General features: G+C 58.8%; 14 protein-coding genes. 5 read left to right on the forward strand and 9 right to left on the reverse strand.

The window, feature by feature from the left end:
• Window positions 1–78 precede the first annotated feature (78 nt).
• The 9 genes from IV109_RS00865 to IV109_RS00905 all read right to left on the reverse strand — a co-directional run bounded on the left by IV109_RS00865 (window position 79) and on the right by IV109_RS00905 (window position 12,980).
• Window positions 79–1,626, reverse strand: a complete 1,548-nt coding sequence (locus IV109_RS00865; RefSeq protein WP_296690966.1) for a PAS domain-containing methyl-accepting chemotaxis protein — start codon at window positions 1,624–1,626, stop codon at window positions 79–81.
• 37 nt (window positions 1,627–1,663) lie between these two features.
• A complete protein-coding gene (locus tag IV109_RS00870) occupies window positions 1,664–2,182 on the reverse strand; it encodes a response regulator (protein ID WP_296690967.1) in 519 nt (172 codons plus the stop codon).
• Window positions 2,183–2,197: 15 nt separating this feature from the next.
• Window positions 2,198–3,856 (reverse strand): methyl-accepting chemotaxis protein, encoded by a 1,659-nt coding sequence (locus IV109_RS00875; RefSeq protein WP_296690969.1) that lies wholly within the window; start codon window positions 3,854–3,856, stop codon window positions 2,198–2,200.
• 24 nt (window positions 3,857–3,880) lie between these two features.
• Window positions 3,881–4,276, reverse strand: coding sequence for a response regulator (locus IV109_RS00880; RefSeq protein WP_296690971.1), 396 nt, complete (start codon window positions 4,274–4,276; stop codon window positions 3,881–3,883).
• A 293-nt stretch (window positions 4,277–4,569) separates the two neighbouring features.
• Window positions 4,570–5,643 carry an HD domain-containing phosphohydrolase gene (locus tag IV109_RS00885; RefSeq protein ID WP_296690973.1) on the reverse strand — a complete coding sequence of 358 codons (1,074 nt, stop codon included), beginning with the start codon at window positions 5,641–5,643 and terminating at the stop codon, window positions 4,570–4,572.
• The gene (locus tag IV109_RS00890) at window positions 5,640–9,500 is read right to left on the reverse strand and encodes a PAS domain-containing protein (RefSeq protein WP_296690974.1); all 3,861 of its coding nucleotides are present in this window, start codon (window positions 9,498–9,500) and stop codon (window positions 5,640–5,642) included. Before IV109_RS00890 ends, IV109_RS00885 begins: the two co-directional genes overlap by 4 nt.
• A 160-nt stretch (window positions 9,501–9,660) precedes the next feature.
• Window positions 9,661–10,293, reverse strand: a complete 633-nt coding sequence (locus IV109_RS00895) for a response regulator transcription factor (protein ID WP_296690976.1) — start codon at window positions 10,291–10,293, stop codon at window positions 9,661–9,663.
• Window positions 10,290–11,735 carry a response regulator gene (locus IV109_RS00900; protein ID WP_296690977.1) on the reverse strand — a complete coding sequence of 482 codons (1,446 nt, stop codon included), beginning with the start codon at window positions 11,733–11,735 and terminating at the stop codon, window positions 10,290–10,292. Before IV109_RS00900 ends, IV109_RS00895 begins: the two co-directional genes overlap by 4 nt.
• 75 nt (window positions 11,736–11,810) lie before the next feature.
• Window positions 11,811–12,980 (reverse strand): MFS transporter, encoded by a 1,170-nt coding sequence (locus IV109_RS00905; protein ID WP_296690980.1) that lies wholly within the window; start codon window positions 12,978–12,980, stop codon window positions 11,811–11,813.
• A 99-nt stretch (window positions 12,981–13,079) separates the two neighbouring features.
• Here IV109_RS00905 and IV109_RS00910 point away from each other — a divergent pair, with 99 nt between their 5' ends.
• From IV109_RS00910 to IV109_RS00930, 5 genes are read left to right on the forward strand one after another with little or no spacing between them, the layout of a single operon-like run.
• A complete protein-coding gene (locus IV109_RS00910; RefSeq protein WP_296690983.1) occupies window positions 13,080–13,361 on the forward strand; it encodes a DUF2249 domain-containing protein in 282 nt (93 codons plus the stop codon).
• Between the two features lie 7 nt (window positions 13,362–13,368).
• The gene (locus IV109_RS00915; RefSeq protein ID WP_296690985.1) at window positions 13,369–14,367 is read left to right on the forward strand and encodes a peptidase U32 family protein; all 999 of its coding nucleotides are present in this window, start codon (window positions 13,369–13,371) and stop codon (window positions 14,365–14,367) included.
• An 8-nt stretch (window positions 14,368–14,375) separates the two neighbouring features.
• Window positions 14,376–15,284, forward strand: coding sequence for a U32 family peptidase (locus IV109_RS00920; RefSeq protein ID WP_296690988.1), 909 nt, complete (start codon window positions 14,376–14,378; stop codon window positions 15,282–15,284).
• A 25-nt stretch (window positions 15,285–15,309) separates the two neighbouring features.
• Window positions 15,310–15,783, forward strand: a complete 474-nt coding sequence (locus tag IV109_RS00925; RefSeq protein WP_296690990.1) for an SCP2 sterol-binding domain-containing protein — start codon at window positions 15,310–15,312, stop codon at window positions 15,781–15,783.
• Between the two features lie 19 nt (window positions 15,784–15,802).
• The gene (locus tag IV109_RS00930; RefSeq protein ID WP_296690991.1) at window positions 15,803–16,210 is read left to right on the forward strand and encodes a putative zinc-binding protein; all 408 of its coding nucleotides are present in this window, start codon (window positions 15,803–15,805) and stop codon (window positions 16,208–16,210) included.
• Window positions 16,211–16,213 lie beyond the last annotated feature (3 nt).

Below are 16,213 nucleotides of genomic sequence, written 5' to 3' on the forward strand. Positions count from 1 at the left end.
TGATGGCGCTGGCGGAGGTGGAGGTGGAGGTGGAGTTTTGAAGCGTGCATGGTGATTCTCCCCAACTCGTTTCAATGCTTACACCGAGAAGACCTTGACCGCATCCACCAGCCGCTGGGCTTGATCGCCCATGCTGATGGCCGAAGCGCTGCTTTGCTCCACCATGGCGGCATTTTGGTGTGTCATTTCGTCGAGCTGCGTGAGCGCCAGGCCGATATGGGAAATCCCAAGCGTCTGCTCACGCGAGGCCGCAGTGATCGCTGCAATCAGATCATTGACGCGTTTTACCTGACCGACCACATGGGTCATGGTCTGACCGGCATCGGCCACTAACCGGGACCCGTTGTCGACCTGGTCAACCGAGTTTTCAATCAGGCTCTTGATTTCCTTGGCTGCTGCTGCGGTCCGCCCGGCCAGACTGCGTACCTCGCTGGCCACCACCGCAAATCCGCGTCCCTGCTCGCCAGCGCGGGCCGCTTCCACGGCGGCATTCAAGGCCAGGATATTGGTTTGAAACGCGATGCCGTCAATCACGCTGATGATGTCGGAGATTTTCCGGCTTGAGGCGGAGATTTGCGACATCGTGGCGACGACTCGGGCCACGGCCGCACCGCCTTCTGCGGCCACTTGACTGGCGTCACCCGCCACCTGAATGGCTTCTTGTGCCGTGTCGGAATTCTGGCGCACGGTTTCCGTTTGCTGCGCCATGGCGGCGGCGGTCTGCTCCAGATTGGACGCGGTCTGCTCTGTGCGGCTGGACAGGTCGATGGTTGCAGCGCCAATTTCCATGCAGGTGACCTGGACGCCGGAGGCCTGCTCATGCACATCGCCTACCAGCGACTGCAGATTGAGCCCGGATTGATTGACGGCTCGCGCGATGAGTCCAATGTCGTCACAACGGTTCAAGCGCAGGTCCTGAGCGGCTTCCCCACTGGCAACATGCTGTGCGACTTCGAGAATCTTGTGCAAAGGCGATGTCACTTGCGCCTCAATGAACCAGCCGACGAGCAGCAGGCTGGTGATCAGCGCCGCCGCCACGGGAGCCAGGGCGGTGGAAGCCAGCCCCGCCTCCGCCAGGGTAAGACCCATGACCAGCCCCATGGCTATGAGCGGCAGGCGCACCCGCCAAACGGTGGGCAGCAGTTGGAGCGCACTGAGCACGCGCAAGAGACCTGTGCGCACGATCAGACCGCGGTGAAAGGCAATGCCGGATGCGCGTCCTTCATTGAAGCGACGGTACAGGGATTCGGCGGCGTCTATCTCCGCTCGCGATGGCTTGGTGCGAACCGAGAGGTAGCCGGTGACTGTTCCGTTTCGGCGCATGGGTGTGGCGTTGGCGCGCACCCAGTAGTGGTCGCCGTTCTTGCGCCGGTTCTTGACCAGTGCAGTCCACGACTGGCCCTCCTTCAGGCTGCGCCACATGTCGGCAAAGGCTGCTTTTGGCATGTCGGGATGGCGCACGATGTTGTGGGGCTGCCCGAGCATCTCTTCGATCGTGAAGCCGCAGGCTCTTACAAACGCGGCGTTGGCATAGGTGATTTGGCTGGATGTGTCAGTGGTCGATAGCAGCGTTTCGCTGTCCGGAAACTCGTACTCTTGCTGCGTGACGGGAATGTTGTTTTTCATTTCAAATTTCTCTGACGGGTATGGATGGACTGTGTTGTTAGTGATCGATGGAGCCTTGAGGGCGCTCAGTCAGCGCGGGGAGTCCAAGGTCGTCAGTGAGCGGCGGAAAGCAGTCTTCTGCTGTGTGATGGCTGTTGGAATGAAGGCCACAGCAGCATGTGTCCAACTCTTCTTTGCGTTTGTACAAGGCGATTTCCATCACCGTGCGCATTTCCCATTGTGAAAAGGGCTTCACGATGTACCCGTAAGGTTTGACGAGTCTGGCGCGAGCCATGACCTCATGTTCAGAGAAGGCCGACAGAAATACGACGGGTATCGCATAGAGGGTTTGAATGGCTTGGGCCGCGGCAACGCCATCTATCGAGTCGGCCAATTTAATGTCCATCAGCACCAGGTCTGGTCGCAGTTGCCCGGCGAGATGGACCGCCCGCCCGCCGCGCATGGTCTGGCCGACGGGCTCATAGCCCAGTTCGACAAGTTGCAGCCGGATGTCCAGCGCTACGATGGCCTCGTTTTCAACGACCAGCACCCTGGGCTTGTGAATAAGCGAATTCATGGTGGATTCCTTTGATCAATAGGGGCGAGAGTTGGATGCGATAGCTCGTTTTTCCGGGCCGGTGTACGGCGCACGCTGTGGCGTGGTCGAGCGAACTTCCACTGAATTCCCCCTGAGATCATTGGCAGCACCCGATGTGATTTTGAACACTGACACCGTGCTGACCAGGTCTTGCGCCTGGCTCTTGAGACTGTTGGCTGCGGCGGACATTTCTTCAACCAGCGCGGCGTTTTGCTGCGTTACCTGATCCATGTGTGTGACGGCTTCGCCCACCTGTGAGACGCCCTGGCTTTGCTCCCTGCTGGCTGCACTGATCTCGCCCATGAGATCGGTGACGCGCTTAATGCCATTGACAACTTCGTTCATGGTGGCGCCGGCCTGATCGACCAGGTTGCTGCCAACAGTGACTTTTTGCACGCTGGCGTCGATCAGGTTTTTGATATTCCGGGCCGCTGCGGCGGAGCGTCCGGCGAGGTTGCGCACCTCACTGGCCACCACCGCAAAGCCGCGGCCCTGCTCGCCGGCACGGGCCGCTTCCACGGCCGCGTTCAGGGCCAGGATGTTGGTTTGAAAGGCGATGCCATCAATGACGCCGATGATGTCGGCAATCTCGCGGGAGCTTTCGTTGATGCCCTTCATGGTGTCGACCACCTGGGCGACAACCTTGCCACCCTGAACTGCTGTTGTGCTGGCGGCCAGGGCCAACTGGTTGGCCTGGCCCGCGCTGTCGGCGTTTTGTTTCACAGTGGCGCTGAACTCTTCCATGGACGCAGCGGTTTGCTCCAGTGCGCTGGCTTGCTGTTCGGTGCGGGTGGCAAGGTCTTCGTTGCTGGATGCAATTTGTGCGCTGGCGGTGGCCACGGTCTGGGAGCCTTCGCGCACCTCAGAGACAACCCGCTCCAAGTTCTGCTGCATGGCAGACAGGGCCCTGAGAAGCTGCGCGACTTCGTCCTTGCCGTTGGTTGGAATGGACTGGTTCAGGTCTCCCTGGGCAATGGCGTTGGCGGCGTCTACCGCGCACTGGAGTGATCGGGAGATATTTCGAATCAATGCCAAGCCGAAGACAAAGGCAAAAAGAACGCCGACGACAATGGCGCCAATGCAGACTGCGCGGATGACGGTGTAGCGTGCGAGCGCTTCGTCGTATTCTTCCCTGGCAACGTCGAGCTGGAGCTTGAGCAGCGCTTGAATACCGGCACTGACGGCAACGTTGAGTGGGCGAATCTTTTCCATGACCAGGCGTCTGGCTGTGTCGGTGTCGTTGGCGCGCAGCGCTGCGACAGTGGGGAGGAGGCCCTCCTGCACAAAGCGGGCACGATCAGCCGCGAATTGGGCGGCAATTCTTGCTTCCTGCGGGGTGAGTGTGGTGGCCATGTAGGCAGACCAGACTTTGCCGATGGTGGCAATGTTGGCGTCTACTTCGGCCACGCTCTCGGCAATCGTTTCCGGCGTGGGCGTGACCAGCGCGACAGCAATGGCCAGACGGTTGCGCAACAGCTGGCGTTGGATTTCGGCAATCTGCCCCGTTGGGATCGTGCGGTCTTCATACACAGTTTGCAAGGCATCGTTGGACTTGACGATGCCAACCAGTCCGATGGCGCCAATGGCGATCAGTAGCGCTGCGAGCGCGCCAATCAGCAAGGTCAAACGGGTAGAAATTTTCAGATGGTTCATGGTGGTTTCTTATTGACGCGGCGTTCAGGGCACCATCGACCGTGGAATGTCGTTTTGTGCTGCCAGGTCTTGAAAAATTCTCAGCAGCGCTTCAAACTCGTTGGATTTATCAAGGAACCAGTCCGCACCCGCCCGCAGGCACTTCTTGCGGTTGAAGTCGCAGGCGGCGTTGGTGAGTACGGCGATGAGCATGCCGGGCACCATCTCTTTCAAAAGCGTGATGATCGCGCTGCCATTTCCGTCTGGCAGGTTAAGGTCCAGAATGACGAAGTTCGGCAGAGTGCGGCGCACGCAGTTCAGCGCCTGAGTCAAGGTGCTGGCGGTGTCAATTGACTGGATGCCCTGAATGCCTTCGAACAGCCCCAGTAGAGCGGTCTGGATCAGTGCTGAGTCATCCACGATTAAAAGTTTTCGGTCCATGGGGCAATGATGCCCAGACGAACGCGATGGCACCATCGGGCGGTGCCGGTTTTGATGTCAGGAAGCAGGCTGGGGCGGGTAGGGAACGCCCTACAACTGAGGAAGCTTCGCTGGGTTCCGCGTCAACCCGAATCTATTTCACGGTAGCTCGCTGCATGAGAAAACCAAAGTTGATTTGAGGCAGTTGTGCTTTAAGCGGGATTGACTTTGATAAGGACGGCAATCGGGTTGCGTTCGGCTTGGCGGTCGAGAATTTGGCGCAATGCCATTGGTCAGAATCATGCAGGGCCGGCTCAGCCTGCGGATTCCATCGGATCGGCATGAAACTCGATGATGGCGAGGATCTCCGGCAACCGGAGCAGGAAATGTTTGACCACCTCGGGATCAAAGTGCTTACCGGCATTTTCCTCGATAAACGTGGTCGCGTCATCCACTGGCCACGCCTTCTTGTAGGGACGGCTAGAGGTTAGCGCGTCAAATACATCAGCCACTGCAACGATGCGACCCTCCAGCGGAATACTCTCGCCAGCCAAACCATTGGGGTAGCCACTGCCGTCCCACTTTTCATGATGGGTCAGTGCAATGATCCGCGCGAGTTTCAGCAACTCCGAGTTGTCCCCGAGCAGCATGTCTGCACCAATCGATGCGTGGGTCTTCATGATTTCAAACTCTTGCGGCGTCAGCCGGCCCGGCTTGAGCAATATGTCATCGCGGATACCAATTTTTCCGATGTCGTGCATGGGGCTGGCATGCAGCATCAATTCGCACATGTCCTCGGTATGACCAAGGCTACGAGACAGCAGTGCCGACACCTGGCTCATCCGGACGATATGCAGCCCGGTTTCATTGTCACGGTATTCCGCTGCACGACCAAGTTGTCTTACCACTTGAAGACGTGTCTCCCTCAGCTCCATGGTGCGGATGCGCACCAAATCCGCCAATACCGATTTTTGGTCATGCACCAGGCGATGGGCGAGCTGGGCATCCAGCAAGTTGCGCACGCGCATCAGCAATTCGATGCGGTCAAAGGGCTTGCCAACGAAATCGCGCGCGCCCAAGGCCAGAGCCCTGAGCATATGGTCATGCCCACGCTGGGCCGTGAGGATGACAATGGGTGGCATGAGCGGGTCATCCAACGCTTTCAGCTGCTCCATGACCTGATAGCCATCCAGATACGGCATGTTGATGTCGAGCAGTATGACGTCGGGGCGAGTCTCCCGGTAACGGTCAAGCACCTCGCGCGGGTCTTGCACCAGCACAAGCTGTGTGTAGCCTTGGCTGGTCAGCAGCTTGTCTAGCAGCTTGAGGTTGGCGGGCTCATCGTCGACGATCAGAATCCGGGACTGGGCTGAGTTGGGTTCGGTCATGATTTCAGGTTTTCCTGGTTTGTGGCCATCGGCCTGCGCGACAGATGGGCATCAATGATTTGGATGAACTTACTCAGATCGACTGGCTTGGTGAGGTATGCGGCGAAACCGGCAGCGCGGCCGCGTTCAATCTCGCGAGGCAGGGCATTGGCCGTAATGGCGACGACAGGAATTACTCTCAGGTGTTCATGGGCCTTGAAGATATCCAGCACCTGGTAGCCATTCATACCCGGCATATTGATGTCCAGCAGGATTACCTCGGGGCGGCGCGACAGCGCCAGTTCGATGCCCAGTTGCGGCGTGTGGGCAGTGAGCAGGTGGATATGTGGACGCGTGCCAAGCATCTGTGCGATGAGCTTGAGATTCATCGGGTTATCGTCGATGCACAGGATCATATGTTCGCGTGTATGGGAAGCAGTCGGCGGCGTGCCACTTGCGCTCGTTGCCTCTACCTTCATGTCAGTTGCCACCAAAGTTTCGGAGGGCAGCTCAATCCAGAAGGTGCTCCCAGCACCGATTTGGCTCTCAACGCCCACTATTCCGCCCATCAATTCCACCAGTTGCCGGGTAATGGTCAGTCCAATACCCGTGCCTTCCACTTCACTGTATCCCGCATCCAGGCGATTGAAGGGCTGGAACAGTTCAACCAGTCGATCAGCGGGGATGCCAGGCCCGGTGTCTGACACCGCGATACGCAGGCGACCGCCGTCAACAGAGTGCACGCTCAGGCAAATACTTCCCGCTTCAGAGTTGTATTTGACAGCATTCGACAGCAAATTCAACAACACCTGCTTCAAGCGAAAACGATCGGCGCGTACCGCCGCACCCTGTGATATCTCCAGATCAAATACCAACCTGCGAGCTTCCGCCAAGGGCATGATCATCTGTCGACAATCCTCGATCAAGTCAGTCAAATCCACCGCTTCGATCGACAGATCGACACGGCCAGCTTCGATCTTGGCCAAATCGAGCACTTCGTCAATAAGCGCCAGTAAATGCCGACCCCCCTTGAGGATTTCATCCACATTCTCCAACTGGTCTGGACTCAGGGATGAGTCGTATTCCAGCATCTGTGCAAAACCGAGGATGGCATTCATCGGCGTGCGCAGTTCGTGGCTCATACTGGACAGAAAGTCAGACTTGGCCTTGTTGGCCCGTTCGGCGCTCTCTCGAGCAACCTCCAGTTCGGCTTGGACCTCTTTTTGCCTGTCAATGTCACTGTGAATGCCGATCATGCGCTCGGGCTGACCCTCGCCATTGCGAGCCACCACCGTACCACGGCAAAGGATCCACTTGTAGCCGCCATCCTTGCAGCGTAGGCGCAGTTCAACTACGTAGAGCGGCAGCTTGCCTTCCAGGTAATCCCGCAAGTTCTGCTGTACCCGAGTGATGTCATCAGCATGAATACTGCTAACCCAGGCATCAACGGTCGGAGTCAATTCGCCTTTGCTATAGCCCAGCATCGCCTCATAATGCCCGGACAGCGGCATTTCACCGGTGTTCATATTCCAGTCCCAGATGCCGTCTCCGGCGCCCTCGACGGCAAAGGCAAAACGCTCCTCGCTTTGCCGGAGATTCTCTTTGGCCTCCATGAATTCGGTCGTATCCTGGACTGTGCCCGATAGGCGAAGCAGCCGGCCATCAGCGCTCCGTTCAGCATGCGCAAGTTCATGCACATAGCGCACCGTGCCGTCAGGCCGCACGATGCGATGCACCACATCATGGATGCCTGTCTGCTCGGCCCGTCTCTCGCTATTGCTGACCAGCGCCAGGTCGTCAGGGTGTACAGCATCTTTGAATGCCCCAACACTGGGGTTGAAGGTTGCCGGGTCGCGACCAAAGATGTGAAAAATTTCTTGAGACCAGAAAAGTTCACCGCTTTCTAGGACCGCTTCCCAATGACCCAGACGCGCCAATGACTGCGCCTCTTTCAGACGTTTCTCACTCTCGATCAGCGCTAGCTCCGCCTGCTTGCGGCTATGAATATCCTGCACGACGCCCAGCATATGACTGGCCTTGCCGGACGCGTCGCGCGTTACGGCGCCGCGTTCCATCAGCCAGCGCACGGCACCATCCGGCCACACCACGCGGTGCTCGATTTGGTAGGGCGTATCGTGCTCGACGCACGCGGTGACGGCGTCGGCCACCGCCTGACGGTCATCTGGGTGGATGGCGTTGACGAAGTTTTCGTAGGTGGTTTCCAGTTCGCCGTTGGTATCACCAAACAAAGGTGCGATGCGTTCTGACCAGTACAGTGCACCGGTTTGGATATTCCAGTCCCAAGTTCCGATATTGGCATACGCTTGGCCACGCCGCAGGCGCTCCTCACTGATGCGCAGGTTTTTCTCGATTTGCTTCAGTTCCGTGATGTCGGTGCGAATGGAAATGTACTGGTAGGGCAGGCCAGCAGCATCTACGAAAGGAACAATGCTGGATTCAACCCAGTAATGCCGACCGTCTTTGCGCTGGTTGCAAACTTCACCCGACCAGATTTCGCCGCGACTGATCGTGTGCCACATATCGTTGTAGAACGCGGGTGGGTGCTCCCCCGACTTGAGAATGCGGTGGTTATGGCTCAGCAGCTCATCCCGGCTATAGCCGCTTACCTCGCAAAACTTGTCATTGATGTAGGTGATGTTGCCCGCAGAATCCGCGACGCTAACGATGGCGTGCGCGTTGACGGCTTGCAGATGGCGGTCCCGCTCATAGCGGGCTGCACGCGCAGATGCAGACGCCTCCTGAGCCTGGCGAAAGCGCCGGGCATGCAGCGCCACCACCGCCACCAAATGGAGTGAATCTACGGGTTTGGTCAGAAAATGATCGCCACCCCGCCCCAATGCCAGCAGTTGCCGTGAGACATCGGTCTCTGCTGACAGATAAACAATCGGTGTCTCGGCATATTGCTGGTCATCGCGCAATATGGCGGCTAATTCCGGCCCGGAGCACTGCGGCATGTAAATGTCAAGCACCAACGCCTCGGCCGAAAAATTTGTCAGAATTTCAGGCACCCGCAACGGGTTGTCGGTTGTCAGTACCGTCATGCCCGCTTGCCGCAAAAATGCAGAGTGAAGCTGCAACAGGATGGGGTCGTCGTCAACCAGCAGCACACGGTAGGGCTGTGTGGGAGTCAGCGCCACGGTTTCAGCCATCACCCGCAGCAGACCATCAGGATCAACTGGCTTGGTCAAATAACTGGTGGCACCCGCGCGGTAGGCTGCTAGCTTGGACTCGATGTCCTTGCGCGCGGACAAGAAGATGACAGGCGTCTGGCTCAGCCAATTTGCCTTCAGTTCTGCGATGGTCTGGGCGCCCGCATCGTCACCCGCTGAAAACACCATGTCCATGACCACTGCAGAGGGGGGCTCGCAATCTTGGCAGGCCGCCCGGAAGGCGGCAAGTTCGAAAAATAGCTCGACTTGATAACCAGCCGGCTCCAGCATCGAGCGCAGCCACAGGCCTTGATCGGCGTCATCGTCCACTACCATGATCCGGGGGGGGGTTGCGCGACCGACGGACAGTGGCGGCAATGGATTGACGCCGGGGTTGGAAACTGCCTCTGTCAATATGTTCATTGCCGCGCGTAAGGTGTCCAGCTGCTCTGTGGCGACCTCAATACCTGGTGGCAAAGCAGCCACAATGCGCGACACAGTGCGCGCCGCATCGCTCACACCCAACAGGCGGTGCGTACCAGCCGCCCCCACCAGACTGTGAGCCATGCGATGCAGGACTTCGATGGATTCGGGCTCTCCGCGCGTCAGCGCCACCCATTGCGCATCCAGCACGGCCAGTCTTTCTGGCAAACACGCTATGAATTCGTCTCGCAGGCGGGTCATGATGCTCTCAACGTTGTTGCTCATGTTATGTATCCAAGTCCCACTGTCAATTTCATTTTATGGGCCAATAATGTCTAGGCGAACACGATAGCACCATCGGGCGGTGCCGGTTTTGATGTCAGGAAACAGGGTGAGGTGGGTAGGGAGCGCCCTACACCAAGGGATCGATGCGCTGTGCCGAGCGCTAGCTCAAAAGATTGTTTTGCATCGCATAGCGCATCAGATCGGCCATGCTGCTGAGATTCAACTTTTCAAACAGGCGGGCCTTGTGGGTGCTGACGGTCTTGTTGCTGATGGCAAGCTGCGTGGCAATCTCATTGACGCCCATGCCGGTGGTCAGCAGACGAAACACTTCCAGTTCACGGTCCGATAGCTGGTGGTGGGGTGCCTGGGAGGCTAAGGAAGTGACATCGAAGACCATTTTCTCTGCGAGTTCGGGGGCAATGTACTTGCCGTGGGCGGCTACCTTGCGGATGGCATGCAAAAGGACATCGGGTTCGCAATCCTTGGTGATATAGCCATTTGCGCCGGCCTTCAGCACGCGTGCAGCAACTTGCGGCTCGTTGTGCATGCTGAGCACAAGAATGGGCAACTCGGGTTTGTGACTCTTGACCCGGACGATCAAATCCGCGCCACTGATGCCTGGCATGTTCAGGTCAAGCAGCAGAAGATCGCAGGGGATGCTGCGGACGCTTTCCATGACCTCGCTGCCGTCCACAGCCTCGCCAACCACCTGAATATCAGCGGCGAGTAGAAAAATCTGTTTCAAACCCCCGCGAACGATGGCATGGTCATCAGCAAGAAGCAGTCGTATCACGCAAGCGGCCTTTCTGTCAGGGGATCAAGGGGAATTGACAGGTTGACGAGGGTACCCTGCCCAGGTGCGCTGCGGATGTCAAGCCGTCCGCCCAGCGCGAGAGCCCGTTCGCGCATGCCGAGCAATCCGAAAGATTTTTTGCCCGTCACCTCCGGTACATGAAATCCTTGCCCATTGTCGGCGACCTCGACGCACAATGCGTCGCTGCTGCGAGCAATGTGAACGTTCACTTGACTGGCGTTGGCATAGCGGGCTATGTTGGTCAGCGACTCCTGCACGATGCGGAAGACCACGACCGCTCGCGCTTCATCGAGTTCAACGCCGTGTTCTGTGGTGTTGATCAAGCAGGGCACGCCGGTGCGCTCCGAAAATTCGGCACATAACCACTCAATGGCAGCCAGAAAGCCCATGTCCAGCGCCGACGGCCGAAGGTTCCTGGCGACGTTGCGCACCCCCTCGATGGCTCGATCCGCCAGCCCCTTCATGCTGAGGACCTTTGCGGCCAAGGCGGGGTCAAGCGCTCCGAAACGCAGGCCCAACAGAGATATGTCCATGCGCAGCGCCGTCAGGACTTGGCCCAACTCGTCGTGCACTTCCCGCGCAATATGCTTTCTTTCGCCTTCTCTGGCTGCTTCATTCTGCGCTGCTAGTGCTCGCAGATGCTGGCGCGAGTCGGCTAGCTCTTGGGCAGCCTGCTGGCGCGCCGTGACGTCCCGCACCACGGCCATCAGCAGGTTTCCATGATCGGTTTCGAGCGGGCTTAAACTGATTTCGCCAATGAATTCGGTACCGTCTTTGCGCAAACAAGGTACGCCAGCGGTGAGCATCCGGTGCTGTCGCGCCATGTAGTCTTGGCGATGCTGCGCGTGAATGCTGCGCAGGCGCTTTGGCATAAGGGTTTCGACGGGCAGGCCGATCAGCTCGTCCCGCCGGTATCCGAATAAGTCCTCAGTTTGTGCATTGATACGGACGATGGCACCCTGTGAGTCGATCAAAATGAAAGCGTCCGGTGCAAATTCAATGACGTCCCGAAACATGCCTTCCAGATGCTGTTGCCTGCTGCGCAAAGCCAGATGCGCTTTGACACGGGCGAGCACGGTGGGCACTGAAATGGGTTTTGTAATGAAGTCGGCAGCACCTGAGGCAAAGCCCTCGGCCTCTGCGCTGGGATCGCTTCTGGCTGTTACAAAGATGACCGGAATGTTCCGGGTCGTTTCGATGGCCTTGAGGCGTTGGCATACCGCGTAGCCATCCATGACCGGCATCGTGATGTCGAGCAGGATCAAGTCGGGTGATTCCGCCACTGTCATTTCAATTGCCGAGGGTCCGTCGGTTGCAATCAAGACTTCGTAATCGGCCAATGTCAGGACCGATCGCATCAACTTGATGTTTGCCGGAACATCGTCAACGATCAGGATCACCGATTTTTCGTTCTGGCTCATGCGCTGGGTTTTCGGGTCATGGAGTTGATGAGGCTTAAGGCTGATAGGCACATGATATAGCCAAGAGTGACCGGTTCAGCCGACGCGTTTCAGTCCTTGCAATCGCGCCAGCCACAAGAGAGATGCCGCTGTGATGGCAACTGGTACCAGCGAGCCGTAGTTCAGCAGCGCCCAGCCACGGGTGGTGACCAGCACGCCCGATGCAAATGAGCTCAAGGCCAGCGTGGCAAAGACAAAGAAGTTGAGCGCACCTTGTGCCCGGTCTTTTTCTTCTGGAGAATAGGTTTGCAGGGACAGTGTGGTGCTGCCGGTGAACAGAAAATTCCATCCCACCCCCAGCAAAAACAGAGCCAGCAAAAACTGGTGCAGGTCGACGCCCGACAGCGCGACGATGATGCAGGCTGCGTTGAGTGCAACGCCCACCCCCATGATGGACAGTGCGCCAAAACGCTTGATCAGATGCCCGGTAAAAAACCCTGGTGCAAACATGCCAATCACATGCCACTCCAGTACCAGCGCCACATCAGAAAATGGCAGGTTGCACTGCTGCATGGCAATGGGGGTGGCGGCCATCAGCAGGTTCATCACGCCATAGCCCAGCGCACCTGTGGCCGCCGCGACGATGAAGGCGGGCTGCGCCATGATCTCGCGCAAGGGGCGGCCGCCTTCCCCGGTTTTTTTGGGCAAGGGCGGCGGGAAATCAATGAAGCTGAGCGTGGCCATCGAAAGCAGGGCGACCACCGCCAGCGCGATGTAGGCGCCAGCAAACGGCACGCTCATCATGGTGCGAGTTTGCTGGGCGAGGTTGGGGCCCAACACGGCGCCAATCAATCCGCCGGCCATGACCAGGGACACCGCTTTTTCGCGCCAGGCGGTCTGCGCCAACTCGGCAGCGGCGAAGCGGTACAGGCCTGCATTGGCGTTGTAATACCCGGCCACCACCGTAGCGGCGCACAGCAACCAGAAATCCTTGTGGACCGCGGCATACGCGCACAGCAAGGCTGAGCCCAGTGCGACGGCCAATCCCAATTGGAAAGAAGCCTTGCGCCCAAATCGGTGCTGCGTTTGAGCCACCAGTCCGGTGGACAAGGCGCCTCCCACCACATAGCCCATGACGGGCAGGGTGGCCATCCAGCCCAGGGGGGCCAGACTCAAACCCACCAACCCGTTGATGGCAATGAAGGTCACGTTATTGGTCAGGAAGAGTCCCTGGCAGATGGCCAGCAGCCAGAGGTGTCGATTCATGGAGTTTGTCTGATGTAGCTCAAGAAGTTGCTGACATTTTCCCCGCTTTGACGGTTATATTAAACAGGCATCAACAATACATCTTTAAAAGGTTGACCCATGTCTGCAATGCTCGCCAACGTTCTTGACCTCCGCCAGATCGCGCCGCCACAGCGGCACACCTTGATTTTCAGCGCCTTCGAGGCCCTGGCGCCCGGGCAGGTGTTGGAACTGGTCAACGACCATGACCCGCGTCCCCTGAATGAGCAGTTCCAGATGCGCTCACCCGGTCAGTTCAGTTGGAGCTATCTGGAAAAAGGGCCACAGACGTGGCGTGTCCAGATCGGCAAAAGTGGCAAGGCGGCCGGCGGCACATGCTGCGGTGGTTGCTGCGGCGGGTAATCACGCCATGGAGTTGGTATGCCCCGCAGGCAGTCTGCCTGCACTCAAGGCTGCAGTGGACCACGGCGCCGACTGCGTGTACCTGGGCTTTCGTGATGCTACCAATGCACGCAACTTTGCCGGCCTGAATTTTGACGAGGCGGCCATCGCCACCGGCATCCGTTACGCCCATGACCGGGGTCGCAAGGTGCTCTTGGCGCTCAATACCTACCCGCAGGCGGCCAGTCCGCAGGTGTGGCGCAGCGCCATTGACCGTGCGGCGCAGAGCGGCGTGAACGCCGTGATTTTGGCCGACCCCGGACTGATGGCCTACGCGCTGAAGCACTACCCGGACCTGCGCTTGCATTTGTCAGTGCAAGGCTCTGCCACCAATTTCGAAGCCATCAATTTTTACCATCAGCACTTTGGCATTGCCCGTGCAGTGTTGCCGCGGGTGCTCTCGCTCACGCAGGTGGAGCAGGTGCTGGAAAAGACGCCGGTGGAAATTGAAGTGTTCGGCTTTGGCAGCCTGTGTGTGATGGTGGAAGGCCGCTGCGCGCTGTCCAGTTATGTGACCGGTGAGGCGCCCAATACCCATGGTGTCTGCTCACCGCCCAAAGCCGTGCGCTGGCAGGAAACCCCGCAAGGTCGTGAATCGCGCTTGAATGGTGTGCTGATCGACCGCTATGCACCGGGTGAAAATGCGGGCTACCCCACCCTGTGCAAAGGGCGCTTTGATGTGGATGAGGAGCAGAACTACTACGCCATCGAGGAGCCGACCAGCCTCAACACGCTTTCGTTGTTGCCCCAGTTGATGAAGATCGGTGTGCGCGCCATCAAGATCGAAGGGCGCCAACGCAGCCCCGCTTATGTGGCGCAAGTCACCAAAGTGTGGCGCGAGGCCATTGACAACTGCCAAGAGAACCCGCACCGCTATTCGCCCAAACCGGTGTGGATGAGCGATCTGGACAAGGTGGCCGAAGGCCAGCAGCACACGCTGGGTGCCTACCATCGGCCCTGGAAATGAGCAACGCGATGAAACTTGCATTGGGGCCTTTGCTGTACTACTGGCAGCGCGACGCGGTGATGCGCTTCTACGATGCCATCGCGGCTTCGCCCGTGGACATCGTGTACCTGGGTGAGACCGTGTGCTCGCGCCGCCACGAGTTGCGCCTGGCGGACTGGCTCAGCATTGCAGGGCGTTTGCGTGATGCCGGCAAAGAGGTGGTGTTGTCCACACAGGTCTTGATCGAGTCGGGCGCCGATGTCACGGTGCTGCACAAGATTGCCGCCAATGGTGAGTTCATGGTTGAGGCCAATGATATGGGGGCCGTTCGTTGTCTGGAGGGGAAGGCTGCATTTGTGGCCGGACCCCATCTGAATATCTACAACCTGCCGACGCTGCAATGGATGGCGGCTCTGGGGCTGCAGCGTTGGGTGATGCCGCTGGAGATGGGGCGTGACGATCTGGCGATTCTGCAGCAGGGGCGACCTGCGGGTGTCCAGACCGAGGTCTTCGTATATGGGCGCATGCCGCTGGCGTTTTCCGCGCGCTGCTTCACCGCGCGTCATCGCAATTTGCCCAAGGATGATTGCCAATTCAGCTGCCTGGAACACCCCGATGGCTTGACCATGCAAACCCGCGAGGGCGAGGCCTTTCTGGTCCTGAACGGCACGCAGACTCAATCGGCCAAGGTCTACAACCTGCTGCCTGAACTGCAAGCCATGCGGGACATGGGTGTGGATGTGGTGCGCATCAGTCCGCAGTCTTTGCACACGCCCGAGATTGTGGGTTTCTTCCATGGGGTGATGGCGCATCAACTGTCGGTGGCGGATGCCATGCAGGCGCTGGAGAAGTTGATGCCAGAGCAGGCCTGCAACGGCTATTGGTACGGCAAGCCGGGGCTGGAGCAGCGGGCAGCCGCGTTTGAGCCCGCTCTCTGACGGCCACGAGCGCAAGGAGTTCACCATGCATGCAAATCCATTCCTGTTACCTGCGCCTGTGGGGCACGTGCTGGCCCGTCTGCCCGCCTACCCAGGCTCGCTGCTGTTTGTGACCGGCTTGAATCTGGCCCTGGCCAGGAACCTGGCGCCGGATGTGACGCAACTCTTGCAGGGCAAGAAACTCCGGCTGCGCGTGATGGATGCGCAGTTGACGTTTGACTTCCAGTGGCTCAAGGGGCGGTTTGTGGCGTGCCAGCACAAGGGCGATGCCGATCTGAAAATCAGCGCCAGTGCCCACGATTTCATGTTGCTGGCACGGCGCCAGGAAGATCCCGATACGCTCTTCTTCAGTCGTCGCCTCTCGATGGAGGGGGACACCGAGCTGGGTCTGCTGGTGAAAAATACGCTCGATGCCATTGAGTTGCCGCTGCTGGATATGGAGCAGTTCAAGCCCCTGCAGTTGCTGGCGCGGATCAGGGCGCGCATGGCGCATCGCTGAGGGGCATTGGAGCATGGCCATGCACGCTGTCGAACCCAATCTTCCGCTGGTCTATTCCTGCTCGGGCTGTTCCAGCGCGGCGCAGCTGGCCAACCATGTTGCCCTGCAACTGGACCGGCGGGGTGTGGCAGAGATGTCCTGCATTGCCGGTGTCGGCGGTGATGTGCCGTACTTATTGAAGATTGCCCATGCCGGTCGCCCGATCATCGCGCTGGACGGCTGCCCGCTGGTGTGCGTCAAGAGCTGCCTGTCCCGTCACGGCATAGAGGCTGATCGACACTACCAGCTGAACCAGTACGGCGTCAAAAAGCGCTTCCACGCCGACTTCGACCTGGCTCAGGCCGAGACGGTGATTGCGCAGGTGATGGCCGATCTGCAAGCATCCGGCGAGACGGCTGCCCTGACCGCGCAGCGGCATTGCGGATAGCGC

Source organism: Rhodoferax sp. (assembly GCF_018780565.1).
Lineage (GTDB): Bacteria > Pseudomonadota > Gammaproteobacteria > Burkholderiales > Burkholderiaceae_C > Rhodoferax.

Bases quoted from the DNA above. Each gene is read 5' to 3' on its own strand.
- IV109_RS00875 (WP_296690969.1), bottom strand. From the start codon at position 3,856: ATGAACCATCTGAAAATTTCTACCCGTTTGACCTTGCTGATTGGCGCG.
- IV109_RS00870 (WP_296690967.1), bottom strand. From the start codon at position 2,182: ATGAATTCGCTTATTCACAAGCCCAGGGTGCTGGTCGTTGAAAACGAG.
- IV109_RS00925 (WP_296690990.1), top strand. From the start codon at position 15,310: ATGCATGCAAATCCATTCCTGTTACCTGCGCCTGTGGGGCACGTGCTG.
- IV109_RS00865 (WP_296690966.1), bottom strand. From the start codon at position 1,626: ATGAAAAACAACATTCCCGTCACGCAGCAAGAGTACGAGTTTCCGGAC.
- IV109_RS00920 (WP_296690988.1), top strand. From the start codon at position 14,376: ATGAAACTTGCATTGGGGCCTTTGCTGTACTACTGGCAGCGCGACGCG.
- IV109_RS00890 (WP_296690974.1), bottom strand. From the start codon at position 9,500: ATGAGCAACAACGTTGAGAGCATCATGACCCGCCTGCGAGACGAATTC.
- IV109_RS00880 (WP_296690971.1), bottom strand. From the start codon at position 4,276: ATGGACCGAAAACTTTTAATCGTGGATGACTCAGCACTGATCCAGACC.
- IV109_RS00915 (WP_296690985.1), top strand. From the start codon at position 13,369: ATGGAGTTGGTATGCCCCGCAGGCAGTCTGCCTGCACTCAAGGCTGCA.
- IV109_RS00905 (WP_296690980.1), bottom strand. From the start codon at position 12,980: ATGAATCGACACCTCTGGCTGCTGGCCATCTGCCAGGGACTCTTCCTG.
- IV109_RS00930 (WP_296690991.1), top strand. From the start codon at position 15,803: ATGCACGCTGTCGAACCCAATCTTCCGCTGGTCTATTCCTGCTCGGGC.
- IV109_RS00910 (WP_296690983.1), top strand. From the start codon at position 13,080: ATGTCTGCAATGCTCGCCAACGTTCTTGACCTCCGCCAGATCGCGCCG.
- IV109_RS00900 (WP_296690977.1), bottom strand. From the start codon at position 11,735: ATGAGCCAGAACGAAAAATCGGTGATCCTGATCGTTGACGATGTTCCG.
- IV109_RS00885 (WP_296690973.1), bottom strand. From the start codon at position 5,643: ATGACCGAACCCAACTCAGCCCAGTCCCGGATTCTGATCGTCGACGAT.